25 protein-coding genes are annotated in these 25,204 nt (G+C 59.8%); 16 read left to right on the top strand and 9 right to left on the bottom strand.

Annotation, left to right across the window (positions count from 1 at the left end):
• Positions 1–25 precede the first annotated feature (25 nt).
• From AOC04_RS11910 to AOC04_RS11890, 5 genes are all read left to right on the top strand, one after another.
• Positions 26–1,129: an ABC transporter substrate-binding protein gene (locus AOC04_RS11910; protein ID WP_060693607.1), complete on the top strand. Its 1,104-nt coding sequence runs from the start codon at positions 26–28 to the stop codon at positions 1,127–1,129.
• Positions 1,130–1,133: 4 nt separating this feature from the next.
• Positions 1,134–2,039 (top strand): ABC transporter permease, encoded by a 906-nt coding sequence (locus tag AOC04_RS11905; RefSeq protein WP_060693605.1) that lies wholly within the window; start codon positions 1,134–1,136, stop codon positions 2,037–2,039.
• On the top strand, positions 2,036–2,821 hold the full coding sequence (locus tag AOC04_RS11900; RefSeq protein WP_060693603.1) for an ABC transporter permease: 786 nt from the start codon (positions 2,036–2,038) through the stop codon (positions 2,819–2,821). The genes AOC04_RS11905 and AOC04_RS11900 overlap by 4 nt, the downstream gene beginning before the upstream one ends.
• Before the next feature lie 25 nt (positions 2,822–2,846).
• On the top strand, positions 2,847–3,611 hold the full coding sequence (locus AOC04_RS11895) for an ABC transporter ATP-binding protein (RefSeq protein WP_060693601.1): 765 nt from the start codon (positions 2,847–2,849) through the stop codon (positions 3,609–3,611).
• Positions 3,612–3,695: 84 nt separating this feature from the next.
• A complete protein-coding gene (locus AOC04_RS11890) occupies positions 3,696–5,027 on the top strand; it encodes an LLM class flavin-dependent oxidoreductase (RefSeq protein WP_060693599.1) in 1,332 nt (443 codons plus the stop codon).
• Between the two features lie 64 nt (positions 5,028–5,091).
• Here AOC04_RS11890 and AOC04_RS11885 read toward each other — a convergent pair whose 3' ends face one another.
• The gene (locus tag AOC04_RS11885; protein ID WP_060693597.1) at positions 5,092–5,988 is read right to left on the bottom strand and encodes a DMT family transporter; all 897 of its coding nucleotides are present in this window, start codon (positions 5,986–5,988) and stop codon (positions 5,092–5,094) included.
• Positions 5,989–6,086: 98 nt separating this feature from the next.
• On the opposite strand from AOC04_RS11885, the gene AOC04_RS11880 reads away from it, so the two are divergent.
• Entirely contained in the window at positions 6,087–7,418 is a 1,332-nt protein-coding gene (locus tag AOC04_RS11880; protein ID WP_060693595.1) for an aminotransferase-like domain-containing protein, read from the top strand.
• A gap of 173 nt (positions 7,419–7,591) precedes the next feature.
• A complete protein-coding gene (locus tag AOC04_RS11875) occupies positions 7,592–8,377 on the top strand; it encodes an HNH endonuclease (protein ID WP_060693592.1) in 786 nt (261 codons plus the stop codon).
• Here the strand turns inward: AOC04_RS11875 and AOC04_RS11870 are convergent.
• A complete protein-coding gene (locus AOC04_RS11870) occupies positions 8,349–8,840 on the bottom strand; it encodes a hypothetical protein (protein WP_060693590.1) in 492 nt (163 codons plus the stop codon). The genes AOC04_RS11875 and AOC04_RS11870 overlap by 29 nt on opposite strands.
• A gap of 286 nt (positions 8,841–9,126) precedes the next feature.
• Between AOC04_RS11870 and AOC04_RS11865 the strand changes: the two genes are divergently transcribed.
• The 5 genes from AOC04_RS11865 to AOC04_RS11845 are packed head-to-tail and all read left to right on the top strand — an operon-like array spanning position 9,127 to position 13,876.
• A complete protein-coding gene (locus AOC04_RS11865; protein WP_060693588.1) occupies positions 9,127–10,707 on the top strand; it encodes an ABC transporter substrate-binding protein in 1,581 nt (526 codons plus the stop codon).
• Complete coding sequence (locus AOC04_RS11860) at positions 10,692–11,675, top strand: ABC transporter permease (RefSeq protein WP_060693586.1); 984 nt, start codon at positions 10,692–10,694, stop codon at positions 11,673–11,675. The genes AOC04_RS11865 and AOC04_RS11860 overlap by 16 nt, the downstream gene beginning before the upstream one ends.
• A complete protein-coding gene (locus tag AOC04_RS11855; RefSeq protein ID WP_003442088.1) occupies positions 11,672–12,478 on the top strand; it encodes an ABC transporter permease in 807 nt (268 codons plus the stop codon). The genes AOC04_RS11860 and AOC04_RS11855 overlap by 4 nt, the downstream gene beginning before the upstream one ends.
• On the top strand, positions 12,478–13,284 hold the full coding sequence (locus AOC04_RS11850; protein ID WP_060693584.1) for an ATP-binding cassette domain-containing protein: 807 nt from the start codon (positions 12,478–12,480) through the stop codon (positions 13,282–13,284). Before AOC04_RS11855 ends, AOC04_RS11850 begins: the two co-directional genes overlap by 1 nt.
• On the top strand, positions 13,277–13,876 hold the full coding sequence (locus AOC04_RS11845) for an ATP-binding cassette domain-containing protein (protein WP_060693582.1): 600 nt from the start codon (positions 13,277–13,279) through the stop codon (positions 13,874–13,876). The genes AOC04_RS11850 and AOC04_RS11845 overlap by 8 nt, the downstream gene beginning before the upstream one ends.
• A gap of 42 nt (positions 13,877–13,918) precedes the next feature.
• On the opposite strand, the gene AOC04_RS11840 is transcribed toward AOC04_RS11845, so the two are convergent.
• Positions 13,919–14,242: a DUF6388 family protein gene (locus tag AOC04_RS11840; RefSeq protein WP_060693581.1), complete on the bottom strand. Its 324-nt coding sequence runs from the start codon at positions 14,240–14,242 to the stop codon at positions 13,919–13,921.
• Between the two features lie 106 nt (positions 14,243–14,348).
• Entirely contained in the window at positions 14,349–15,725 is a 1,377-nt protein-coding gene (locus AOC04_RS11835; RefSeq protein ID WP_060693579.1) for a nucleobase:cation symporter-2 family protein, read from the bottom strand.
• A gap of 173 nt (positions 15,726–15,898) precedes the next feature.
• On the opposite strand from AOC04_RS11835, the gene AOC04_RS11830 reads away from it, so the two are divergent.
• Complete coding sequence (locus tag AOC04_RS11830) at positions 15,899–17,539, top strand: ABC1 kinase family protein (protein ID WP_060693577.1); 1,641 nt, start codon at positions 15,899–15,901, stop codon at positions 17,537–17,539.
• A gap of 64 nt (positions 17,540–17,603) precedes the next feature.
• On the opposite strand, the gene lpdA is transcribed toward AOC04_RS11830, so the two are convergent.
• The 4 genes from lpdA to AOC04_RS11810 are packed head-to-tail and all read right to left on the bottom strand — an operon-like array spanning position 17,604 to position 22,568.
• Positions 17,604–18,992 carry a dihydrolipoyl dehydrogenase gene (gene lpdA / locus AOC04_RS11825; protein WP_060693575.1) on the bottom strand — a complete coding sequence of 463 codons (1,389 nt, stop codon included), beginning with the start codon at positions 18,990–18,992 and terminating at the stop codon, positions 17,604–17,606.
• 2 nt (positions 18,993–18,994) lie between these two features.
• Positions 18,995–20,275: a dihydrolipoamide acetyltransferase family protein gene (locus AOC04_RS11820; RefSeq protein WP_060693573.1), complete on the bottom strand. Its 1,281-nt coding sequence runs from the start codon at positions 20,273–20,275 to the stop codon at positions 18,995–18,997.
• Complete coding sequence (locus AOC04_RS11815) at positions 20,276–21,331, bottom strand: alpha-ketoacid dehydrogenase subunit beta (RefSeq protein ID WP_060693571.1); 1,056 nt, start codon at positions 21,329–21,331, stop codon at positions 20,276–20,278.
• Positions 21,332–21,335: 4 nt separating this feature from the next.
• Positions 21,336–22,568 (bottom strand): 3-methyl-2-oxobutanoate dehydrogenase (2-methylpropanoyl-transferring) subunit alpha, encoded by a 1,233-nt coding sequence (locus tag AOC04_RS11810; protein WP_060693569.1) that lies wholly within the window; start codon positions 22,566–22,568, stop codon positions 21,336–21,338.
• Between the two features lie 206 nt (positions 22,569–22,774).
• Between AOC04_RS11810 and bkdR the strand changes: the two genes are divergently transcribed.
• Positions 22,775–23,263, top strand: a complete 489-nt coding sequence (gene bkdR / locus AOC04_RS11805) for a Bkd operon transcriptional regulator BkdR (RefSeq protein WP_003442107.1) — start codon at positions 22,775–22,777, stop codon at positions 23,261–23,263.
• Between the two features lies 1 nt (position 23,264).
• Here the strand turns inward: bkdR and AOC04_RS11800 are convergent, their stop codons facing one another.
• Complete coding sequence (locus AOC04_RS11800) at positions 23,265–23,810, bottom strand: histidine phosphatase family protein (protein ID WP_060693567.1); 546 nt, start codon at positions 23,808–23,810, stop codon at positions 23,265–23,267.
• A 135-nt stretch (positions 23,811–23,945) separates the two neighbouring features.
• On the opposite strand from AOC04_RS11800, the gene copC reads away from it, so the two are divergent.
• Together copC and copD are read left to right on the top strand one after the other, a co-directional pair.
• Entirely contained in the window at positions 23,946–24,320 is a 375-nt protein-coding gene (gene copC / locus AOC04_RS11795) for a copper homeostasis periplasmic binding protein CopC (protein WP_060693565.1), read from the top strand.
• A 4-nt stretch (positions 24,321–24,324) separates the two neighbouring features.
• A complete protein-coding gene (gene copD, locus AOC04_RS11790; RefSeq protein ID WP_060693564.1) occupies positions 24,325–25,176 on the top strand; it encodes a copper homeostasis membrane protein CopD in 852 nt (283 codons plus the stop codon).
• The last annotated feature ends 28 nt before the right edge of the window (positions 25,177–25,204 follow it).

Raw genomic sequence — 25,204 nt, 5'->3', positions numbered from 1 at the left:
TCATCGATCCAAGGAAGACCTGCACATGGCTACATTAAAAGTGTTTCGCAAAGGGCGTATTGCGGCCGCGCTGGCGGTGCTGCTGGTTGCGCCACTGGTCCAGGCCGATGTGCTGCGCATTGGCGTCGCCGCCGCCGGTGGTGGAGACCCGGTCACGTTCAGTGGCTCGTCCCTGGGCATTGTGCGCAACCAGCAACTTCTGGAAAAAGCCTTCGCTGGCAGCGGCACCGAGGTGCAATGGTTCTTCTTCAAAGGGGCAGGGCCTGCGGTCAATGAAGCCTTGTCCAACCAGCAGCTGGATTTCGCCTACCAGGGCGATCTGCCTGCAGTCGTCGGCCGCTCCAACGGGCTGGACACCAGGTTGTTGGCAGCACTGGGCGTGCGCTCCAACATTTACCTGGCGGTGCCCAAGGGCTCTGACATCAAAAGCATCGATGACCTCAAAGGTAAAAAAGTAGCGGTGTTCCGCGGCACCAACGGCCACTTGGTGTCGATCAACCTGCTGGCCGAGCGTGGCCTGACCGAGCGCGATATCAAGGTGATCAACCTCGATACCGGCAGCACCCAGGCGGCCCTGGTGTCCAAAGGCGTGGACGCGGCTTTTGGTGGCCGCGAGTTGTTCAAACTGCGGGATAAAGGCCTGATCGACATCATCTACGACAACCCTTCGCAGGATGTGCGCTACACCCGCCAGACGGCGCTGGTGGTGCGTAGCGACTATGAAAAGGAACACCCGCAGAACGTGCAAAAAGTCGTCGATACCCTGGTGGACGCGGCGAAATGGAGTTCAGACGAGGGGCATGCCGAACAGGTGTTCGCCGAGTGGGCCAAAAGCAATGATCCGGTGGAGTCACTGCGCGCCGACTTTTCTGCTGGCAGCCTGCGGGACAAAGTCTCGCCTCTGGTGGATAACTTCCTGATTGGTCGCTATCAGGCTGTGGCTGATCAAGCCAAGGCGGAAAAACTGATCCGCCGCCCAGTGAGTGTCGAGGGGTGGTTCGCCCCCGGTTATTTGCAGACCGCCCTCAAGAACAAGGGCCTTGAACACTACTGGACGCCCTACGGCCCGGATGGCAAACAGCCCGCCGGTGATGCTGTAGCAGTCGCGACCAGCCAGCAAGGGAGCTAGGCACATGGCCAGGGCACAGACCGCCAGACCGGAGCCGTACTCGGCTCCGGCCATCCCCAGGGACAACGTCAAGCGTCTGCCACCGGCGCTGATTCGCCCCGTGCGCAAGGTCGAGGTAGCGCGTACTTCTGACGGCTTCGCCAGGCTACGTCGTTACTCCGAGCCCTGGCTATTGCCGCTGGTGTTGCTGGGCCTGTGGTATTTGGGCGTTGAGCGCGGCTGGCTATCGGAGCAGGTGCTGCCGCCCCCGGCCTACGTGTATCAAACCCTGTCGGACCTGATCGCTTCCGGTGATCTGTGGATCAATGCCCTGGCCAGCATGCAGCGAGTGGTCCTGGGGTTTGCATTGGGCGCCTCGATCGGTGTGGTGCTGGGAGCGGCCATGGGGCTTTCACGCACCGTCGAGGATTACCTGCTGCCTACCTTTAACGCGCTGGTGCAGATCCCGGTGTTGGCCTGGCTGCCGTTCGCCTTGTTGGTGTTCGGTATCGGCGAACCCCTTAAATACGTGCTGATTGCCAAGGCGGCCACAGTGCCGATCACCCTGTGCACCTTGCAGGCATTTCATCAGGCGCCCAAGGGGCTGCTGGAAGTCGGCAGGGCCTATGGTTTCAGTCGCTGGCAAAGCGTGGTCGGGATTGTCTTGCCGGCGGCGGTCCCGACGCTGTTCACCGGGTTGCGTCTGGGTTTCACCAAGGCTTGGTTGTCGCTGGTGGTAGTGGAACTGGTTGCCTCCAGTGAGGGCTTGGGCTACCTGATCGTGTATGGCCGTCAGTTGTTTCAACTGGATCTGGTAATGGCGGCCGTGGTGGTCGTGGGGGCGGTCGGCCTGTTCATCGATCGCGGGTTTGATTATGTGGAGCGTCGTCTTAATCGCGGTCGCCCCGGGGCAGCGGGGGCGCAGTCATGAGCGCGGTCATTGCAGCGAGCCCGGGGAGCCGTCGCTATCGTGGCTGGGTGTTACCGATTGCCGCCATCGCAATCTGGTGGCTGGCATCCCATCAGGGCTGGAGCCAATCGGGGCTGTTGGTGTCACCGGAAAAAGTCGCCGTCACGGCTTGGGAGCAGATCACCTCGGACAAGTTCTGGCGCGCGATTTCCGCCAGCCTGGCACGCAATCTCAGCGGTTTTTTTATCGGCACCACCCTGGGCCTGGTGCTGGGATGCCTGCTGGGTCTGTCGCGGCATTTCGAACGTTTGGTCGGGCCCAGTTTCAACACGTTCAAACAGATTTCGCTGTTCGCCTGGATCCCGCTGATCTCGGTGTGGTTCGGCCTGGGCGATGTGGCCAAGGTGGCGTTTCTGTCACTGGCAGCGCTGGTGCCGGTGGTGGTCAATACCTGCGATGGCTTGCGCAACGTGCCGCCTAACTTGCTGGAAGTGGCGCGGGTATACGGCTTTACCCGCTGGCAAACCATCATCGGGGTCATGTTGCCCGCCGCATTGCCGTCGATCTTTACCGGGCTGTACCTGGCGCTGGTGTATTCCTGGCTGGCGACCATTGGCGCCGAATACCTGCTGGTGTCGGGGGAGGGGATTGGCAACACGCTGATTGATGGCAGCGAGCATTTCATGATGGATCTGGTGCTGTTCGCCATGGTGGTGATTGGCCTGGTGGGCTGGAGCCTCAATGCACTGGCGCGGGTATGCGAGCGGCGGATGCAGCGCCTGTATGGCATTGCCCCCCGTTGATTAACACTTTGAGAAGGACTGCAGCATGCTCAACAACGGCCTGACCCTGGAAAACATCAGCAAGCGTTTTGCCTCCCGCCCGGGCAGCACGACCCAGCTGCAAGTGCTGGACAACATTCAGCTCGACATCGCCCCCGGCGAGTTCATCAGCATTGTCGGTGCCAGCGGCTGCGGCAAGTCCACGCTGCTGCGCCTGATTCTGGGGCTCGATGAGGAATATGACGGCCGCATCCTGATCAATGGCAAGCCCATCGCAGGCACGGGTCTGGAGCGCGGCATCGTGTTCCAGGACCACCGCTTGTTCCCTTGGCTCAACGTGGAGCAGAACGTCGCGGTAGGTCTGAAGAACTCGCCGCTGAGCAGCGCTGAAAAACGCGACACCGTGCGTGAGCACATCGAACTGGTAGGCCTGCAGGATTTTATCGACGCTTACCCGCATCAGATCTCCGGTGGCATGGCACAACGGGTGGCAATTGCCCGCGGGCTGGTCAATCGCCCCAGCGTATTGCTGCTTGATGAACCGCTGGGAGCCCTGGATGCCCTGACCCGAGCGCGCCTGCAGGGCGAGCTGCAAAACATTTGGGCCAAGGAAAAAATCACCATGATCCTGGTGACCCACGATGTGGATGAGGCGGTTTTCCTGGGCGATCGCGTCGTGGTGATGCAACCGAATCCGGGCCGCATCCGCCGCATTCTCGACGTCGACCTGCCACGCCCGCGCAACCGCAGCGACAGCCGTTTTATCTCCCTGCGCGACGATGTGCTGAGTGATTTCGCTGAACTGCACTGATCTTTTTACTGCGCCGCGGGTTGCTGCCTGACGCCGCGCGCGGGCCCATGTCTTGTCAGGTTTATTCTTTTCAGGGAACGGAAAATGTCCGAACGCCAGCTCAGCCTCAATTTGTTTATCTACCCCAACGGCCATCACGAAGCCGCCTGGCGCCACCCGCAATCGGTGCCCCAACACTCGATGGATATCGGCTATTACCAGCAACTGGCGTTACGCGCTGAACGTGAAAAGCTCGACGCCATTTTCTTTGCCGACTCACCGTCACTGTCTGAAAGCGGCCGTGAGGGCCTGCGTATCCGGTTCGAGCCCATCACCTGGCTGGCGGCGATTGCCGCAGTCACCCAGCGCATCGGCCTGATCGCCACGGCCAGCACCACCTATAGTGAACCCTACAATCTGGCCCGTGCGTTCAGCGCGCTGGACCACATCAGCAACGGCCGCGCCGGCTGGAACATCGTGACCACTTCCATGGCCGATGCGGCCGCCAATTTCGGTCTCGACCAGCATCCTTCGGCCCAGGATCGCTACGCCCAGGCCGAAGAATTCGTGCAAGTAACTGCCGATTTGTGGGACAGCTGGGAAGACGATGCGCTGGTGCTGGACAAGACGGCCGGGGTGTTTGCCGATACCAGCAAGGTGCATGCGATCAACCATGTGGGCGCCCACTACAAGGTCAAAGGCCCCTTTAACTCGCCGCGCTCGCCACAGGGCCGGCCGGTGCAGGTGCAGGCGGGCTCTTCCGAGGACGGACGTGATTTTGCTTCTCGCCACGCCGAAGCGATTTTTACCGCGCACCAGACGTTGCACAGTGCGACCGAGTTCGCCAACGACATCCGTGCCCGGGCCAGGGCGGTGGGCCGCGACCCGCGGCAGCTGAAAATCCTGCCGGGCATCAGCCCGTACATCGCCAGCAGCGAAGCTGAAGCCCAGCGCAAATTTGATGAGCTCAATGAACTGGTACTGCCGCATATCTCGCTGGGCCAGTTGCGCCGCATGCTGGGGGTCGATCTGTCGGGGCAAGATCTGGATGCTCCGTTTCCGCGGCACCTGATCAATTTCGACAGTCGTGAAAGCCAGTCCAGTCGCTTCAAACTGATCATCGATATTGTTGACCGCGAGCACGTGACGCTGCGCCAGTTGATCAACCGCCTGGCCGGTGCGCGAGGGCACTGGGTACCGGTAGGCACGCCGGTGCAGATTGCTGATCTGATCGAGCAGTGGTTTCGCAGTGGCGCCGCCGACGGCTTCAACGTGATGCCCCCGGCGTTCCCTGACGGTTTTGAGGTGTTCCTTGATGAAGTGCTGCCGATCCTGCGCCAGCGCGGCCTGTTCCGCTCCGAATACGCGGGTAGCACCTTGCGCGATCACTACGGCTTGAATCGCCCGGCTTCGCGGTTCGCCCTGAAAACCGCCTGAACCACCGGGCCCCACGCCCCATGAGCGTGGGGCCCGCGCGGCTTCAGGTGTGTGCCTTGCATCGTTATTTGGCGAATTTTTTCGCCGCTATCACACACAGGATCACTGCGCCGGTTACGGCGAACATGCCGATGCTGACGGTCTCATGCAGTAAGGTGGCGGCCAGGGCCAAGCCAAAAAAGGGCTGTAACAGCTGAAGCTGGCCCACGGCCGCAATGCCTCCCTGGGCAAGTCCGCGGTACCAAAAAACGAAACCGATCAGCATGCTGAACAGCGAGACGTAAGCCAGTCCCAGCCAGGCTGGCGTGCTGATGTTGGCGAACGAAGAGGGCGCAAAATAAACCGCCAGGGTTGCCATCACCGGCAGCGATAGCACCAGCGCCCAGGATATGACCTGCCAGCCGCCCAGTGTCCTGGACAGCTTTGCGCCTTCTGCATACCCCAGGCCGCAAATGATGACCGCCAGGAACATCAGAACGTCGCCTCTGGGAGATGCTGTCAGACCCTGAGACACGGCAAATGCCACCACCAGCGCGCTGCCCAGGATTGAAAATAGCCAGAATGCCGGGCGTGGACGTTCGCCCCCGCGCAACACCGCGAACGCTGCCGTGGAGAGTGGCAACATGCCGAGAAACACAATCGAATGTGCAGAGGTCACATGCTGCAACGCCAGCGCAGTCAGCAAAGGAAAGCCCACCACAACGCCCATGGCCACGATCAGTAATGGAAAAATCTGACTTCGATCAGGACGCTTTGCCTGCAACAGCAGCAGCACGCACAACGCAATCACCCCGGCGATCGAAGCGCGGGCCAGGGTCAGGAACACCGGATCAAACTCCAGCACCGCGACCCGCGTGGCAGGCAGCGATCCACTGAAAATAACCACGCCGATAAACCCGTTGAGCCAGCCACTCAGGTTGTTCGACGTTGTCAGGTGTTGCAGGTTGGAGGCACGTTCCATCGAGTTTTATTCTCAAGGCTGATCGCGGGATTGCGTAAAGTGCATCCTAGGGTCGAATATTGATGACAATCAAAATATTGTCATGGATACAAGTCCCGATGCCCCGTTCTCGATACAAGTCACTGGTGGATACCTTTGCCGCCGATATCCGCAGTGCGCGCCTGGCCCCCGGTACTCGCTTGCCCACCCACCGGCAACTGGCCGCCTCAGAAGGGCTGGCGCTGGTCACGGCCAGCCGGGTTTACGCAGAGCTTGAGGCCATGGGCCTGGTCAGCGGAGAAACCGGACGCGGGACTTTCGTCAGAGAAACATCGTTGCCGCCCGGCCACGGCATCGACCAGCCCGACGTGACGGCGGGAATGCTGGACCTTAATTACAACTACCCCTCTGTACCGGGCCAGGCCGAGCTGTTACGCACCGCCTTGCGCCAGTTGGCGTTGTCCGGCGACCTGGAATCACTGCTGCGCTACCAGCCCCATGGCGGACGCTTGCACGAGCGGGCCTCATTCGCCCGCCACTTGCTGACGCGCGGCCTGAACGTACCTGCCGAGCGGGTACTGATCGTCAATGGCGCACAGCACGGCTTGACCGTGGCCTTGATGTCGCTGTTACAACCTGGCGATGTGATTGCGGTCGATGCGTTGACCTACCCGGGCTTCAAGGCTTTGGCCCTGGCGCTACACCTTGAGGTGTTAGCGATTCCCGTAACAGAAAGCGGACCGGACCTTGATGCTCTGCAAAGGCTTTGTCGCAGCCGGTCGGTGCGTGCGATCTACAGCATGCCGACGCTGCACAATCCGCTGGGCTGGGTGATGAGCCTCGAGCAGCGTCAGCAACTGATAGCCATCGCGCGCGCGCATGACCTGCACATTATTGAAGATGCGGCTTACGCCTTTCTTGTAGAAAACCCGCCGTCCCCCTTGGCCGAGCTGGCACCGGAAAGGACGGTGTACGTATCCGGACTGTCGAAAAATGTTGCTGCGGGTTTACGCGTAGGTTTCATCGCAGCGCCCGCGCAAACCATTGCAGCACTGGAGCGCATGATCAGGGTCACAGCCTGGAACACCCCGGGGGTGATGACCTCGATCGCCAGTGCATGGCTCGACGACGGCACGGTAAGCCGCCTGGAAGTACAAAAGCGCCAGGACGCACAGGCCCGGCAGATCATTGCTGACGAACAATTGGCCGGACTGCACAGTGTGCGCCATCCCTTTTCCTACTTTGTGTGGCTGCCCCTGGCCGAGGATGCCCGGGCAGAGCAGGTCGTCACGGCATTGCTGCGCGAACAGATATCGGTCTCTACCGCCCAGCCTTTTGCCATTTCAACCCATGTACCCCACGCAATCAGACTGGCCCTGGCGTCGGTGGAGATGGGGGCATTGCGCGGGGCACTGGCGAAAGTGAAGTGGGTGGTTGAGGCCTGTGCCTAGTGCCTGAGCGCGGGCTTGCACTTTCTTTATGGGAGGCCGTCGAGCACTTTGTTGAATGGTTCGATGGCAGCTCTAGTTTGGGATTTCTCCTACAGAAATTATTTATTTCCTACATGGTCGGGTAAATTCTCTTACCTTGCGTGCTTCGGTGCGGACCAAAAAGGATAGGAGCAATGTCGGACGGATGGAGCAATGAGGAACTGAAGGCATCAGTTCAAGCTTATGGCGAAATGTTGCGTCAACAGGTAGCGACAACAAAGTTCGTTAAAGCTCATGTGTATCGTGAACTTGCTAATCGTTTTGGCCGCGAAGAGGGTGCCTTTGAACGCAGAATGCAAAACATCTCTGCGATTTATGAAGAGCGAGAGCTTGAATGGGTGGTTGGTCTAAAGCCGCAGAAAAACATCGGTACAGCCATTAAGTCCAGACTTATTAAAATGATAGATGAGCTTCCTCCCGCGCCCGGTCCGGTGGCTCATGAACTCGAAAAAGCCGAAGTGGAAGCCGAGCAACAACGTGTGTTCGATCCTCGAAATGTTGATGACGCTAGACAGCGAGTAGTTGCCAGCATTGTTCGCCGTCGAGGACAGTCTGCTTTTCGTAAGAAGTTGTTGGAGGCATACGCCACAAGATGTGCGATCACTGGCTGCGATCAGGCTGAGGTGTTAGAAGCTGCGCATATTCATCCTTATAAGGGTGAACACACTCACGTGGTGTCAAACGGCTTGTTGCTACGTGCTGACCTTCATACTCTGTTCGATTTGTATCTGATTGCAATCGAGCCTGATTCGCTGCTAATCCGACTGGCCCCTCAACTACACAATTCTTACTACATGCAATACCAAGGCTTGCCACTCGCTACGCCAACTTCGCCTTCAGCGAAGGCCAGTGTTGAAGCGTTGCAGTGGCATGCGGATCAATGCGACTGGTTCAAATCCCCGAGCGGGTCATCGGGCTGATCATCCGGCTTCCCAGGCCCAGTGCTTCTGTCACCAGGCCCCGCAGTTCGTCAGTATTTTCGTCCTTGGTGCAGTGCGACAACTTCTCACCGATGGTAGGGGCGGTGTCTTTGCCTTCAGGGAACGCGCGCAAAATCAGCAACCCGCTGTTGGTCAGCACTACTTCGAAAAACGAAACCCCCGACATCCCGTCGAAGTGGATATAGCCGACGTCGGCCAGCCATTTGACGGTAGCCAGGAACAGCGTTTCTTCTTTTTCCAGGGCGTCGCGGTTGCTGGGGCCGAGGTTTTTGTAATCGAGAAAGCGTTCGGCGGTGAGGGTCAGGGGCAGTGGGAAGTTGTGATACAGGTGGCCCAGGATCAATCCGGTGTAGCAGTCGAACAGTTCGATGTTGTTCGACGGCAGGGCGTTGATCGAGTGTAGGTTTTTGTCTTTGAGGGAACCGGCTAATCCTTTAAACATGTGAACCTCTGTAAATGGAATCTGCATGCCATGTCTGAACAATCGTACCCAGTTGGTATAGCACAGCCGCGCCCTTGAGCTTGCGGCAGGTTGCCTGGATGTTGAGGCCCTGGTCGCGGGGGGTTGTTATGTTGTTACAAGATAATGCAGCGGTATGAAGAATCTCCTCAAAAGTCATATCCCCGCTGGATATTTGAAACCGGAGTGCTATTACTGTTGGGCGCGAGAATTGGCGCATGGTTTTTTTGGGATTCCCCGACGAAGCTATTTAATTTCAGGAGGATAGATGTCAAAGCCTGCATGGATGCGCAATACCCTGGTGGTCACCGCTTTGCTGAGTGTACTGGCCGCGCCGGTTTACTCCGCGCAGGCCCGTACCCTGCAACTGGCCATCGGTGATGAACCCACTGAAGGCTTTGACCCGATGCTGGGCTGGAGTCACGGCAGTTATCTGCTGTTGCACAGCCCATTGCTCAAGCAAAACGAGGACTTGTCCTGGAGCAGTTTTTTGCTCAGTGATTATCAGACCAGTGACGATGGCAAAACCTGGACCCTGAAACTCAAGCCCGATTTGAAATTCTCCGATGGCTCGCCCCTGACGGCCAAGGATGTGGCGTACACCTACAACAATGCAGCGGCCAGCGGCGGCAAGGTCGATATGGGCAACTTCCTCAAGGCCCAGGCGGTTGATCCGCTCACGGTGCGCATTGAGTTGAAGGCGCCGCAAAGTACCTTCGTCAATGTGCTCGGCTCGCTGGGCATCGTCTCGGCCGACAAATACGACGCCAAAACCTACGCCCAAAAACCGATAGGTGCCGGGCCATACCGGTTGGTCAGCTATCAGCCGGGGCAGCAACTGATTGTTGAGGCCAATCCGTATTACGCGGGGCAGAAAAACGATTTCGACAAGCTGGTATTTGTATTCCTCGATGAGGACAGCTCGTTTGCCGCCGCCCAAAGCAAGCAACTGGGTATCGTGCGAATCGCGCCGTCGCTGGCAGTAAGCCCGACGCCCGGCATGAAGCTGTGGGTGCGCCCCAGTGTTGAAAACCGCGGCATTGTGCTGCCTACCACCCGGTCAGGCGAAAAAGATGCCCATGGCTACCCCATCGGTAACGATGTGACGGCCGATGTGGCAATCCGCAAGGCCATCAACTACGCAATCAACCGGCAATTGCTGGCGGACCAGATTCTGGAAGGGCATGGGATTCCTGCCTACACCGGGGTCCAGGGTTTACCCTGGGACAACCCCGAGGCGGCCTTCAAGGATGGCGATATCGCCAAGGCCAAACAGATCCTGGATGAAGCCGGATGGGTTGAAACCGCCAGTGGCATTCGTGCCAAGGACGGCCTGCCGGCCAAAGTCACCCTGTGGTACGCCAGTGGCGATGCGACCCGGCGTGATCTGGCCCAGGCCGTGCGCTCCATGCTCAAGCCCGTCGGTATCGAGGTGGACTTGAAGTCCGGCAGCTGGGAAACCGTTGAGCGCAACATGCACGCCAACCCGACCCTGTTTGGCTGGGGCAGCCTCGACCCAATGGAGCTTTACCATCACTACAGCAGCAAGGCCGCAGGTGTTGAGTACTACAACCCCGGCTATTACAAGAACCCTGTAGTCGATCAGCATTTGCAGCAGGCGCTGGATGCTCCGACCTGGCAGCAGGCAGTACCGTACTGGCAGCAAGTGGAGTGGGACGGCAAAACCGGCGCCGGGGTCAAAGGCGATGCAGCCTGGGCGTGGTTGCTGAACGTACAGCACACGTATTTGGCTGATGAATGTATCGACCTGGGCAAAGGCGCTCCGGAAATCCATGGTTCCTGGTCGCTGCTCAATAGCCTTGATGGCTGGAAGTGGACCTGCAAGTGATCCGCGGATTCTCGCTCTATATTGTGCGCTTGATGTGCCTGCTGCTGGTGACGGCCGCAGGTACGTTCACCTTGCTCAGCTTTTCTCCGGTTGACCCGATCCGAGCCTATATCGGCAACGACCTGTTGCACGTGCCGCCCGAGCAATACCCGCTGATTGCGGCGCGCTGGGGGCTGGATCTGCCCTTGTGGGAGCGTTTCCTGCATTGGTTCAGCCAGGTCCTGCAAGGCGACTTCGGCTACTCGATGCTTTATAACGCGCCGGTGTCGCAAGTGATTGGCGAGCGCTTTGCCACCTCATTCGCGCTGCTATTGTCGGCGTGGCTGTTTTCCGGGATTGTCGGTCTGGCCTTGGGGCTGACGGCCGGCCGTTATTTGAATCGCTGGCCCGACCGGTTGATCTCGACCCTGTCCTATGTGCTCGCGTCTCTGCCGACCTTCTGGATTGGCCTGTTGTTGCTGTCACTGTTTGCCGTCACCCTCAACTGGGCACCGATCTGCTGTGCCTGGACCCCCGGCAGCAGCGCCGAAACCGCTACCTGGGGCGACAAGCTCAGGCATTTGATTTTGCCCATGCTGGCCCTCGGGGTTCTGGGTGTCGGCAATATTGCGCTGCACACCCGCTCCCGGGTGGCAGAGGTGATGAACAGTGAATTCATTCGTTATGCCAAAGCCCAGGGCGACCAAGGCTGGCCGCTGATCAACTTTCATATTCTGCGCCACGCCGTCACCCCCGCGTTGTGTCTGCAATTTGCTTCGGTGGGGGAATTGATTGGCGGTTCGTTACTGGCTGAAAAGGTCTTCGCTTATCCGGGCCTCGGTCAGGCCACTATCGATGCCGGCTTGCGCGGTGATATTCCGTTACTGATGGGGATTGTGATGTTTTGTGCGGTGCTGGTGTTTACCGGCAACAGCATTGCCAACGCGCTGTTACTGCGCCTCAACCGCGGAGCGGCGCGCCAGTCATGACTTACGACCCTAATCGTGCCTTGTTCAGGCTCTGCCTCTCGCTGTTGATGCTGCTGCTTTTGATTGCGTATGGCCTGTCGATAGTCAGCGTTGATGTTCCGATGGATTTGCTGGCGCGGCGCCTGCCACCCTCATCCGAGTACTGGTTTGGCACCGACAGCCTGGGACGGGACTTGTGGCTGCGGTGTTTCCAGGGCATGACCACCAGCCTGCAAATCGGTTTGACCGCTGCCTTTAGCAGCGGTTTTCTGGCCATGTTTGCCGCCAGCCTGTGTGCACTGAACAAAACCCTGGACTACCTGATTCGCGGGCTGATCGACAGCATGCTGGCATTGCCGCATCTGCTGTTGCTGGTGTTGATTTGCTTCACCCTGGGCGGCGGAAAACAGGGGGTGATCCTGGCAGTGGCCTTGACCCATTGGCCGCGACTGGCCCTGATCCTGCGTGCCGAAATCCTGCGAATACGCGAGACCGATTTTGTCATGCTCTCCCATCGCCTGGGCAACAGCAGCTTCTATCGCTGGCGCCATCACTTGCTGCCGTTACTGCTGCCGCAGTGGATCATCGGCACCTTGCTGATGTTTCCCCACGCAGTGTTGCATTCGGCGGCGCTGAGCTTTCTGGGCTTTGGTCTGGCGCCCCATGATCCGTCACTGGGCTTGTTGCTGGCGGATGCGCTACGGTACTTGAGCACGGGTGCCTGGTGGATGGCGTTCTTCCCGGGTTTGATTCTGGTGGGTCTGGTACTGGTATTCGACCAATTTGCACGAGCGCTGCAACAGCTCTGGATAAGGATTACCTGATGCTGAAATTCGACCGGTTTGCGATCGATATTGCCCACTATCACTGGCTGGGCCATAAAACCTGGCATCCGCTGCTGAGCAATATATCCCTGGAGATTCACCCCGGTGAACTGGTGGCACTCGTGGGCTCCAGCGGCGAAGGCAAAAGCCTGTTGCTGCAAAGCACGCTGGGTTTGCTGCCTGACAATATGCGCTGTCATGGCGATATCGTGCTCGATGGCCAGGTGCTGAGCGATGCGGGCAAGGTCGATCAGCGCGGCAAAACCCTGTGCTACGTACCCCAGGGCGTGAGTGCCCTGAATCCGCTGATTAAAGTCGGCCCGCAGTTGAGCAGGGCGGCGCAGTTGAGCGGGGTCATCCTGCAACCGGGTGATGTGGCGCGCCAACTGCAGCAATACAACCTGCAACCGGGGCTGGTGGACGAGTTTCCGCGCAAGTTGTCTGGCGGGATGGCCAAACGGGTTCTGGCCAGTTGCGCGGCGCTGACCCATGCACGCTACATTCTGGCGGACGAGATCACCTCGTGGCTGGATGATGAGCACGCGTGTCAGTTGCTGACCCACCTCAAGAGCTTTTGCCGACAGGGCCGCGGGCTGTTGTGGGTGACCCATGACCTGGCCCTGGCCGCGCGTTTTGCCGACACCATCGCGGTGCTGCACCAAGGCCAGTTGCACGAAACCCTGAGCGCCCGGGAGTTGCGAGAGAACGGTGGCAGCCCCTGGCTGCAGTCGCTCTGGGCGGCTTTGCCCGAGCAGCAGTTCCTTGCGCGACGGGTGCCTGAAATCGGGAGTCAGTCTTATGCTTGAAGTACGCCAGCTGACCATTGTGCAAGAGGGTCGTCGACTCTGGGATTCGGTGTCTTTTCAGGTCGCTGCGGGTGAGCGTCAAGGCATCTCCGCCCCCAGCGGCTATGGTAAAACCACGTTGGGCCGGGTGCTGGCGCAATGGCAAACGCCAACTTCGGGCAGTGTCACCGTGGGCGGGAAATCGCTTTCGAAGAAGGGCTACTGCCCGGTCCAGCTGGTGCCACAACACCCCGAGCTGACCTTCAACCCCTATCGCACCACGGGCGAGAGCCTGCGTGATGCCTGGTCTCCGGATGCTGCCTGGTTTGAACGTCTGGCGGTAAGTCCGGCCTGGCTCAAACGCCGCCCGGATGAATTATCGGGAGGCGAGCTGGCGCGTATCGCCTTGCTAAGAGCACTGGACCCGCGCACGCGCTATCTGATTGCCGATGAGGTGACGGCGCAACTTGACCCCCATATTCAGGCGCAGGTCTGGCAGGTGTTGCTGGAGGAGGTCAAGCGCCGAGAGTTGGGGCTGATTGTGTTCAGCCATAACAAGGCGCTGCTGGAGAAGGTCTGTTCCAGTATCTGGATGCCACAGCGGGACGGCTGATCCGCGCCAGCGGTGTGCTGTCATCGCGAGGCAAGCTCGCTCCTACAGGCCATGCAGCTCGCAATACTCGTCCCAGTCCATACCTGCCATTTGTGCCACCTCGCGGTGTACCTCCAGACGTTGGGCCTCAAACTCCTCGGCGCTGGCGCTGGTCAATTGCAGCGTCAGTTCCCAGGCAAAAAAGCCCAGGCGTTCAGCCTCGGCCTCGAAGGCTTCGTTTAAACGCTCCTGGCGATATTCCTTCATCGATTGGCCCACCGCACGGGCGGCCAATGGATTTAGCGTCTCAAGCTGAGCCGCCAGTTCGGGGTGTTCGCCGATAAAGCGATCAAGGGCCTTTTGATGGTTGATTCCGGGTTCAGTCATGTCTGCGTCCTCTTCAGGTAAGGGTCGTCAGTACTGGATACAGGTCCGGCTCAAGGCCAGGCAGGCGCGCGCAAGGCACGCCTGCCGTTGATGCCTGTAAAGAGGGTTACTGCTTGGGTGTTTCGGGCAGGAACCAGTTCAGCAGCAGGGCGCAAATACCCCCCGTGGCTACACCGGACTCCAGCACGTTGCGCAGGGCGGCGGGCATGTGGGCCAGGAACTCGGGGACTTGCGACACACCAAGACCCAGCGCCAGCGACACCGCAATAATCAACAGTGCGCGACGGTCCAGTGTGGTGCTGGCCAGGATATTGATGCCGGAGGCTGCAACCGCGCCGAACATCACCATGGCAGCGCCGCCGAGTACTGGCTCCGGCACCGCCTGAATGGCACCGGCAACGCTGGGGAACAGCCCCAGCAGCACCAGCATGCCGGCAATCCACACGCCAATATGGCGACTGGCGATACCGGTCAGCTGAATCACCCCGTTGTTCTGGGCAAAGATCGAGCTGGGGAATGTATTGAAAATACCCGCCAGCAGCGAGTTGGCACCGTTGACCAGCACGCCGCCCTTGATGCGCTGCATCCACACCGGGCCTTCAACCGGCTCGCGCGACACTTTGCTGGTGGCGGTCACATCGCCAATGGCTTCCAGCGAGGTCACCAGATAAATCACCAGCATCGGAATGAACAAGGCCCACGAGAAGCCCAGGCCAAAGTGCAGCGGTACCGGCACCTGGAACATTTCGGCCTGGTGCATGCCGGTGAAATCCAGTCGCCCGAGATAGCCCGCCAGCGCGTAGCCCACGGCCAAAGCGATGACGATGGCACAGCTGCGCATCCACACCAGCGGGATCCGGTTGAGGATCACGATAATTGCCAGCACCACGCCCGACAGCATCAGGTTTTCGCCATTGGCGAAGGTACCGTTGCCCATCGCGGTGAAGCCGCCACCCATGCTGATCAGGCCGACTTTAATCAGGGTCAGGCCGATCATCAGCACGACGATGCCGGTCACCAGCGGGGTGATCATGCGTTTAACAAACGGCAGTACCCGTGAAATGCCCATTTCGACAAACGAGCCGGCAATCACCACGCCAAAAATGGCCGCCATGACCCCTTCAACCGGGGTGCCTTGTTTGACCATCAATGCGCCGCCCGCAATCAGCGGGCCGACAAAGTTGAAGCTGGTGCCCTGGACGATCAGCAGTCCGGCGCCGAACGGCCCGAAGCGCTTGCACTGGACAAAGGTCGCGATCCCGGAGATCACCAGCGACATGGACACAATCATGTTGGTGTCGCGGGTCGAGACGCCCAGCGCCTGGCAAATCAGCAGGCCGGGAGTAACGATCGGGACAATAATTGCCAGCAGATGCTGCAGCGCTGCCAGAAAAGCGATCCACGGCTTGGGACGGGCTTCGAGACCAAAGACCAGTTCGCTGGTCTGGGACTCGGCTTCATGCGGTGTGTTCGGAGAGGTCATGGCGAGTGCCCTGGAAAAAAGAGCGCGATTCTACTGGTCTTGAGCCATCACGCACAGCGTTTGCTTGCCTGCCAGCGTAGCGCGGCTTTAATTATTCGAATGTTCATCGACCATGACGGTCCGAGTCCAGGTCAGGCCGGGTATCGGCATTACATGAAAAGGGACGCGTAACCATGCTTGAACCCACGTGGACGGCTTTGAAAAACCACCGCAGGCTTCATCAGATTGTCGCCACCCTGGTGCGTTTCGGCGCCCAGGACGTGCTGTTGCGACTGGGCCTGGGCCGTTTGCTGGTTGACGTCAATGCCGAACCCGGCGAGGCGCTGCCGGCCAGCACCCCGCAGCGGGTGCGCATGGCCCTGGAAGCGCTGGGGCCCACCTTCATCAAGTGCGGGCAGATACTGGCCAGCCGCAGCGACATCCTGCCACCCGAGTGGGTCGATGAGCTGCAAGCCCTGCACAGTCAGGCGTCAACCTTGCCGTGGGCCGGGCTGGAGGACCAGGTGCTGGAGGATTTGGGGTGCGGGCTCGACCAAGTGTTTGCCGAGTTCGACACTCAACCCCTTGCCGCTGCCTCCATGGCCCAGGTGTACCGGGCGCGCTTGCTCAGTGGTGAAGCAGTGGTGGTGAAAGTGCAGCGGCCCGGCTTGCGCCACAAAATGACCGCCGATTTGCAGTTGCTCGAAAGCCTGGCCCAACTGGTTGAGCAGAATGCCGCGCTGGCGGTGTATCAGCCGCGCCAGATGGTCAGGCAATTGGCCCGGGCGATGCTTGAGGAACTGGACTTCACTCAGGAAGGGCAAAACGGCGACAGCATCGCGCAGAATTTCGCCGGCACCCCGCATATCGTCATCCCTCGTAATTATTGGGCCTTCAGCAGTCAGCGTTTATTGGTGCAGGAATTTTTACCGAGCTTTACCCCTCTGGAGCGGGATGCACTGATTGAACAAGGGCTTGATCCCGGCTTGCTGGCCCGGCGCGGGGCTCAGGCATTCATCAAAATGTTGCTTGAAGACGGGTTGTTCCATGGCGACCCGCACCCGGGCAATCTGCGGGCAATGAGTGACAATCGCGTAGGTTTCATCGACTTCGGCATGGTGGGTCGACTGGATGAACGACGTCGCCTTGAGGTCATGAACTTCATGCGCGCATTGACCGAAGGCAGCACCGAGACCCTTGTTGCAGTGCTGATCGACTGGAGCGGGGAGCGCGTGCAAGACCTGTCGCAGATCGAGCAGGCCGCCCGCGAGTACATGGCGCGCCATAGCGGCGGGCCATTGAAAATGAGTGCGTTGATTAGCGGTTTTCTCGGTTTGATCCGCGAGTACCGCTTGTTGCTGCCACCGGATTTACTGGTGTTGTTCAAGGCGCTGGTGACCGCTGACGGGGTGCTGACCCGGCTCGACCCCGAGCTGGATCTGGTCGCCACGGCCCGGCCTGCGGTCGAGAAAATGCTGCGCGATCAATTCAGCTGGAAGGTTGCCAAAGGGTTGGGCATCGAGGGTCTGGAACTGGGCCGCGGGGTGCTGAGCGACCTGCCCAAGCTCACGCGCCTGATGGTGCACCGGCTCAAGCATGGGGTGCTGGATCTCAAGGTTGACATGCCGGGGCTGGAGCGGCTGGAGCGCTCGCTGCGACTGGCCTCAACCCGATTGTCGCTGGCGTTGCTGATCAGCGCGCTGCTGATTGCATTTGGTCCGCAAATTGCGGCAGCGGGGCCGGTGTGGCAGGGGTTGTCGGCCATTGGCTGGCTGGCGGGGATTGCGACCTTGGGGGGCTTGCTGGCGTTCTTGTGGAGTTTGTTCAAAGGCTGATTGTCTGTAGGAGCGAGCTTGCTCGCGGCATTGAAAAGCTCGCTCCTACAGGTGTTATTGCGCTTTAGAGATGCAGCGCATGCCCCAGCGCACGTAGCGCGGCTTCTTGCACGGCTTCACCCAGGGTCGGGTGAGCGTGAATGGTGCCGGCAATGTCTTCCAGGCAAGCGCCCATTTCCAGTGACTGGCCGAACGCTGTCGACAGCTCCGACACACCGGCCCCCACTGCTTGCCAACCGAGAATCAGGTGATTGTCCCGTCGTGCGACTACCCGCACAAAACCGTTTTTCGATTCCAGGGTCATGGCGCGGCCATTGGCGCTGAACGGGAAGCTGGCGCTTATGTAGTCCAGACCCGCCGCTTCGGCTTCGGCGGGGGATTTGCCGACCACGACAATTTCCGGATCGGTAAAGCACACCGCGGCAATGGCTGTGGGGCAGAACTCGCGCTGTTTGCCGGCAATGATCTCGGCAACCATTTCGCCCTGGGCCATGGCCCGGTGAGCCAGCATCGGCTCACCGGTCAGGTCGCCAATCGCCCAGACATTGCGCATGCTGGTCTGACAACGATTGTCGACGCGGATCGCCGGGCCGTTCATGGCCAATGCCAGGGTTTCAAGGTTGAAGCCCCGGGTACGCGGACGCCGACCCACTGCGACCAGGACCTGATCGGTTTCCAGGGTTTGGCTTTCGCCCATGGCATTGCGCATCGACAGGGTTTTGGTACTGGCCTGGAAGCCTTCGACGCTGTGTTCCAGGTACAGGGTAATGCCCAGTGCCTTGAGGGATTCGGCAACGGGCAGCGTCAGATCTTTATCGTAGGTCGGCAGGATCCGGTCGCGGGCCTCGACCACTGTCACTTCTGCGCCCAGTTTGCGATAGGCGATGCCCAGCTCCAGTCCGATATACCCCGCGCCGACCACGGTCAGGCGCTTGGGAACGGTGGTGGGGGCCAGGGCTTCGGTGGAGGAAATAATGGCGCCGCCGATGGGCAGGATCGGCAGGTCAACACTTTGCGAGCCGGTGGCCAGTAACAGGTGCTCGCACTCGATACGCTGACCGTCGACCTCGACTGCTTTGCCGTCCAGGATCTTCGCCCAGCCATGGATGACCTTGACGCCGTTCTTTTTCAGCAACGCGCCGACGCCAGTGGTCAGGCGATCAACAATGCCGTTTTTCCACTGCACGCTCTGGCCGATGTCGAGGGTCGGGGCCTGGGTCTTGATCCCCAGGGGGGAGCTGTTGGTGCTGTAGCGTTGAGTGGTGTGAAATTGTTCGGCCACGTGAATCAACGCCTTGGACGGGATGCAGCCGACGTTCAGGCAGGTACCGCCCAGTGACTGGCCTTCGATCAGGACCGTTGCAATCCCCAGCTGGCCGGCGCGAATGGCTGCCACGTAGCCGCCAGGGCCGCCACCGATAATCAGCAGCGTGGTGTGTTGGGTTGGCAGCATGTTCACTCCAGAAACAGGGTGGCTGGTTGTTCGAGCAAGCCACGCATGGCCTGGATAAATTGCGCCGCGTCCATGCCATCCACTACGCGATGGTCGAAGGAGCTGGAGAGGTTCATCATTTTGCGGATCACGATCTGGCCTTTGACTACCACTGGCCGTTCGACGATGCGGTTAACCCCGATAATCGCAACTTCAGGCAGGTTGACCACCGGAGTGCTGACAATTCCGCCCAGCGCGCCGAGGCTGGTCAGGGTAATGGTCGAGCCGCTGAGTTCTTCGCGGGTCGCCTTGGCGGTGCGTACGGCGTTGGCCAGGCGCGCAATTTCGTCAGCCGCGCCCCACAGGGTCAGGGTTTCGGCGTGTCGAACCACCGGCACCATCAAACCGCCCTCGCTTTGCGCGGCAACGCCGATGTGGGCAGCGCCAAAGCGGGTGATGATTTGTGCTTCATCGTCGTAGCGCACGTTGATTTGCGGAAAATCACGCAAGGCCACGACTATGGCTCGTACCAGAAACGGCAACAGGGTCAGTTTGCCGCGGCTTTCGCCCCATTTTTGATTGAGCTGTGCGCGCAGTTCTTCAAGGGCAGTGACGTCGACCTCTTCGACATAACTGAAGTGCGCGGCGCGGCGCTTGGCGTCCTGCATGCGCTGGGCGATTTTACGGCGCAGGCCGATGACCGGGATTTGTTGCTCATCATTGCGTTTGGCATAGCCGCTGGCCGGTGCTGCGACGGGACTGTTGTCCTGCGCCAGATAAGCCTCAAGATCGTCATGCAGTACTCGACCCGCAGGCCCGCTGCCAACGACAAAACGCAACTCGATGCCGGCATCCCAGGCGCGTTTTCGTACGGCAGGCGAGGCCAGCGGACGCTCATTGGCTTCGCGGGCTACCGGTGCAGGCCGTTGGGCTGGTGCAGGTTTGATCGCCGGGGACGTGACCACTGCCACTTCGACCCGGGCTTGCGGTGCCGCTTTCAGGGCTGCGGCCGGCGGTTCTGCAGCAGTGGCCGGCTGAGCGCTTTCGCGCAGGTTGCCAGCGCCTTCGACTTCGATGCGAATCAGCTCGCTGCCAACGGCCATCACTTCGCCGGGCTGGCCGCCCAGGGCCAGAACCCTGCCTGCTACCGGGGAGGGAATGTCCACGGTGGCCTTGTCGGTCATGACATCGGCGACCACCTGGTCTTCGCTGACCATGTCACCGACTTTGACAAACCACTCCACCAGTTCAACTTGCGCAATGCCTTCGCCAATGTCCGGCATCTTGATAACGTGCGTACCCATTCAGACCTCCATAACCCGTTGCAAAGCCGCACCGACCCGTGCCGGGCCAGGGAAGTAAGCCCATTCCTGGGCATGCGGATACGGCGTATCCCAACCTGTGACGCGTTCAATCGGTGCCTCCAGGTAGTGGAAGCAGTGCTCTTGAACCAGCGCAATCAGCTCGGCGCCAAAACCGCAGGTGCGGGTGGCTTCGTGCACGACGACGCAGCGGCGGGTTTTTTTCACGGAGGTAACAATGGCGTCCAGATCCAGCGGCCACAGGCTGCGCAGATCAATGACTTCAGCGTCGATACCGGTTTCTTCGGCTGCCACCTGGGCCACGTAGACAGTGGTGCCGTAGGTCAGGATGGTGACTTCAGTACCCGGACGCACGATCGCGGCGCAGTCCAGCGGTACGGTGTAATAGCCATCAGGTACGGCGCTGGCCGGGTGCTTGGACCATGGCGTAACCGGGCGTTCGTGGTGGCCGTCAAAAGGGCCGTTGTACAGGCGTTTTGGTTCCAGGAAGATCACCGGGTCATCGTTTTCGATGGCGGCAATCAGCAGGCCTTTGGCGTCGTAGGGGTTGGACGGCATGACGGTGCGCAGGCCGCACACCTGGGTGAACATGGCTTCCGGGCTCTGGCTGTGGGTCTGGCCGCCATAGATGCCGCCGCCGCAGGGCATGCGCAGGGTCATGGGCGCGATAAACTCACCGGCCGAGCGATAGCGCAGCCGTGCAGCTTCGGAAACGATCTGGTCGGATGCCGGGTAGAAGTAGTCGGCAAACTGAATTTCGGCAACCGGGCGCAGGCCGTAAGCGCCCATGCCGACGGCGGCGCCGACGATCCCGCTTTCGGAGATCGGGGCATCGAATACCCGCGAGCTGCCGTATTTGGCCTGCAGGCCTTCGGTGCAGCGAAATACGCCGCCGAAGTAGCCCACGTCCTGGCCGAACACCACAACGTTGTCGTCGCGCTCAAGCATCACATCCATGGCCGAGCGCAGGGCCTGGATCATCGTCATGGTGCTGGTGCTCACGGCGTTCTCCATCAGAATTTTATTGTTGTCGTTCATCTGGTTATAACCCCAATTCCTGACGTTGCCGACGCAAGTGCTCGGGCATGTCCTTGTACACGTCCTCAAAAATCGTGGCCGCGCTTGGCATTTGTCCGCCGGCCAGGGTGCCAAAGCGCTCGGCCTCCTTCTGCGCACCAATGATTTCGGCTTCGAGTTCGGCGCTGACGGCTGCATGCTCTTCCTCGGACCAGTTGCCGGTGGCAATCAGGTGCTGCTTGAGGCGAATGATCGGGTCGCCCAGCGGGAAGTGGCTCCAGTCATCGGCAGGACGGTACTTGGAAGGGTCGTCAGAGGTTGAGTGCGGGCCTGCACGATAAGTTACCCACTCAATCAGTGTGGGCCCCAGGTTGCGTCGGGCACGCTCTGCGGCCCATACCGAGGCCGCGTACACCGCGATGAAGTCGTTACCGTCGACGCGCAGCGAGGCAATGCCGCAGCCCACGCCACGTCCGGCGAAGGTGGTGGCTTCGCCACCGGCAATGGCCTGGAAGGTCGAAATGGCCCACTGGTTATTCACCACGTTGAGAATCACCGGCGCGCGGTAGACGTGGGCAAAGGTGAGGGCGGTGTGAAAGTCGGATTCGGCGGTCGCGCCATCGCCAATCCAGGCTGAGGCGATTTTGGTGTCGCCCTTGATCGCCGATGCCATGCCCCAGCCGACGGCTTGCATGAATTGGGTTGCCAGGTTGCCGGAAATACTGAAAAAGCCGTAGTCCCTGACCGAATACATGATCGGCAACTGACGGCCTTTAAGGGGGTCGCGCTCGTTGGACAACAACTGGCAGATCAGATCCACCAGCGGTACGTCGCGGGCCATCAGGATGCTTTGCTGGCGGTAGGTCGGAAAGCACATGTCGTCGATGTTCAAGGCCAGGGCCTGGGCGCTGCCGATGGCTTCTTCGCCAAGGCTTTGCATGTAGAACGACATTTTTTTCTGACGCTGGGCGACCACCATCCGGGTATCGAAAATCCGGGTTTTGAGCATGGCGCGCATGCCAGCCCGCAGGATCTCGGTTGAGACGCCTTCAGCCCACGGGCCGAGTGCCTGACCCTGATCGTCGAGCACGCGAATCAGGCCTTTGGCCAGATCGGCAGTATCGGCAGGCTCTACATCGATAGGGGGTTTGCGCACCAGACCGGCATCGGTCAGGCGAAGGTAGCTGAAGTCGGTCTTGCAGCCTGGACGGCCGGAGGGTTCGGGAACGTGCAGGCGCAGCGGTGCATATTCAGTCATGGCTTTCTCTACGCTCGATCTTGTCGTGTTTATTAGGCGCGGGAGCTAGTTTTTACGTCGAAGACCGGGCGGGTGATTAGGCCCGATCTTGTCCTACAACAATCATATTCCTGCCAGTGAAGAATATTTCTCTGTAGTTCGTTGTGCTTTGTAGTGATTAAGGATAAGAATTCTGCATAAACACAAAAAACAGGTGCTTTTGTCTCATGCGCAAGCTAGATCGAACGGATATCGGGATTCTCAACAGCCTTCAGCAGAATGCGCGCATCACCAACGCGGACCTTGCGCGTTCGGTCAACTTGTCACCCACACCCTGTTTCAACCGGGTAAAGGCCATGGAAGAACGCGGGCTGATTCGTGAGCAAGTCACCTTGCTGGACGCCGATATGCTGGGCCTGCATGTGAATGTGTTCATTCATGTCAGCCTGGAAAAACAGGTCGAGGAAGCGTTGCAAAAGTTTGAGGCGGCGATCTCGGATCGTCACGAAGTCATGGAGTGCTATTTGATGGCCGGCGACCCGGATTATCTGATCCGGGTGCTGGTGCCGAGTATTCAGGCGCTGGAGCGCTTCATGATGGACTTTCTGACCAAAGTGCCTGGCGTCGCGAATATCCGTTCCAGCTTTGCCCTCAAACAGGTGCGCTACAAAACGGCGCTGCCGTTGCCGCCGGGTGGGCTGACGCTGGAGGAATGATTCAGACCCGCAGCCGCCAGCGCTCGTTGAATCGCAGCTCGACTCTGGCCAGAGGTTCGACATCAATCAGGTTGAAGGAGGCGGTGCTCGCCGCCAGCGCATGCACAATGGCCGCGCGGATGACAAAAGGGTGAGTCACTACCGCAAAATGGCCTTCTTCGCGAAACTCATCGAGCCAGGCGCCGACCCGCAGACACAGCGCCTCTACGGACTCCCCGCCGTGCGGCGCCGAACCAGGGTCGCTGGTCCAGTCTGCAAGCACCTGGGGGATGCTTTCCTGCAGGTCGCACAGGCGCAGGCCGCGCCAGTCGCCAACGTCGTAATCCTCCAGCGCCGGTACGATCTCAATGTCCTCACCCAGCGCCTGGGCCGTTTGTAGCGTCCGGGTTTCGGGGGCGCAAAGAATTCTGACGGGTTTTTTCAAGGCCGCAGCCATTTCCTGTGCCTGCAGCAACCCCTTGGGGTCGGCCGGTTCATCCAGAGCAAAGCGCCCCAGGCGCTGGGCTTCAGTGCGGGCATGGCAAATAAAACTCAGGCGGATGGGCATGACGAAGTCCTTGCGGGTGATGCGATGCAGTTACAGGCTACACGCGTTCAGTTCTCACTTGCAGGATGCGGGCGCCCCTCAATTGAGATTAGGCGAGTATTATCACCGCGCATTTCTATCTCAAGGTACTTCGCCATGTCTGCCGTTCTCTTGAAAAAAATTCTCAATACCACAGCGCTGTTGGCTCTGATGACCGGTGCCGGTTCGGCGTTTGCCCATGCGCACCTGCAACAGTCGACCCCTGCGGCCGACAGCAAAGTCGCCACCGCCAATGAACTGCGCCTGACCTTCAGCGAAGGCGTTGAAGAAAAGTTCACCAAGGTGACCCTGAGCCACGACGGTGCCCCCGTTGCCGTCAGCAGCATCAAGACAGAGCCCGGTAACAAGAAAGTACTGATTGTGACCCCGGCCCAGGCGTTGCCTGCCGGCAAGTACAACGTGGACTGGAAAGCGGTGTCGGTTGACACCCATAACAGCGCTGGCCAGTACGGCTTCACGGTGGGCAACTGAGTTGATGGTCAGCGACATGGTCGTGTGCCGGTTTGTGCATTTCTGCGCGGTGCTCCTGATTTTCGGGATCAGTGCATTCAGGCCTTTGCTGCTGGCTGTCCAGCCTTCACTTGAAATCGATCGCCGCTTGCACAGGTTTTGTCGCGCTCTGGCCTGGCTGGCATTGGCCAGCGGCCTGGCCTGGTTGCTGCTGACCACCCATTCGATGGCCGGCAGCTGGTCAGAAACACTGGACCCCAACACGCTCTGGCTGGTGCTGGGCAGTACCTTTTTTGGTCAGGTCTGGGCCGGGCACCTGCTATTCAATCTGCTGCTGCTCTTCGCGCTTTATGCAACCTCCCGTTTCAAGGCCCCATGGGCCTTCAGCGGCCTGTTGCTGGCCACCCTCGCGCCCGTAGGGCATGGCGCGATGCTGGATGGCTGGCAGGGGCAATTGCTGATGCTCAACCAGTTGATTCATCTGGTGTGTGTCGGGGCCTGGATTGGCGGCTTGTCGGGGCTGTTGCTGCTGCTTTCACGGCCGAAGGGGCGAAGTGTGGACCAGGTGTTACGCCGCTTCAGCAATCTGGGGTTTGTGCTGGTGGCCGGGATCATTGTTACCGGCCTTATCAATACTCGGGTACTGACGGGCGCACTTTGGCCTACGCCGCTGTTCGAAGGTTTCGCATTGATCCTGCTGGTTAAAGTGACGTTAGTCGGTGTGATGCTGCTGCTGGCGCTGTTCAATCTGCTGATGAGCCGCGCAGGCCGCTTTGCCGTCTTGCGCAACAGTGTGGCGCTTGAATGGTTATTTGGTTTGATGGCCGTGGCTGCTGTTTCACTACTGGGGACCTTGCCGCCGCTGATTATCAGGTGAATACCTGCTGACTCAATCTTCATCCAGC

Origin of the sequence: Pseudomonas versuta (genome assembly GCF_001294575.1) — a bacterium.
Classification (GTDB): Bacteria; Pseudomonadota; Gammaproteobacteria; order Pseudomonadales; family Pseudomonadaceae; genus Aquipseudomonas; species Aquipseudomonas versuta.
This window is presented reverse-complemented; position numbering and strand designations above follow the sequence as displayed.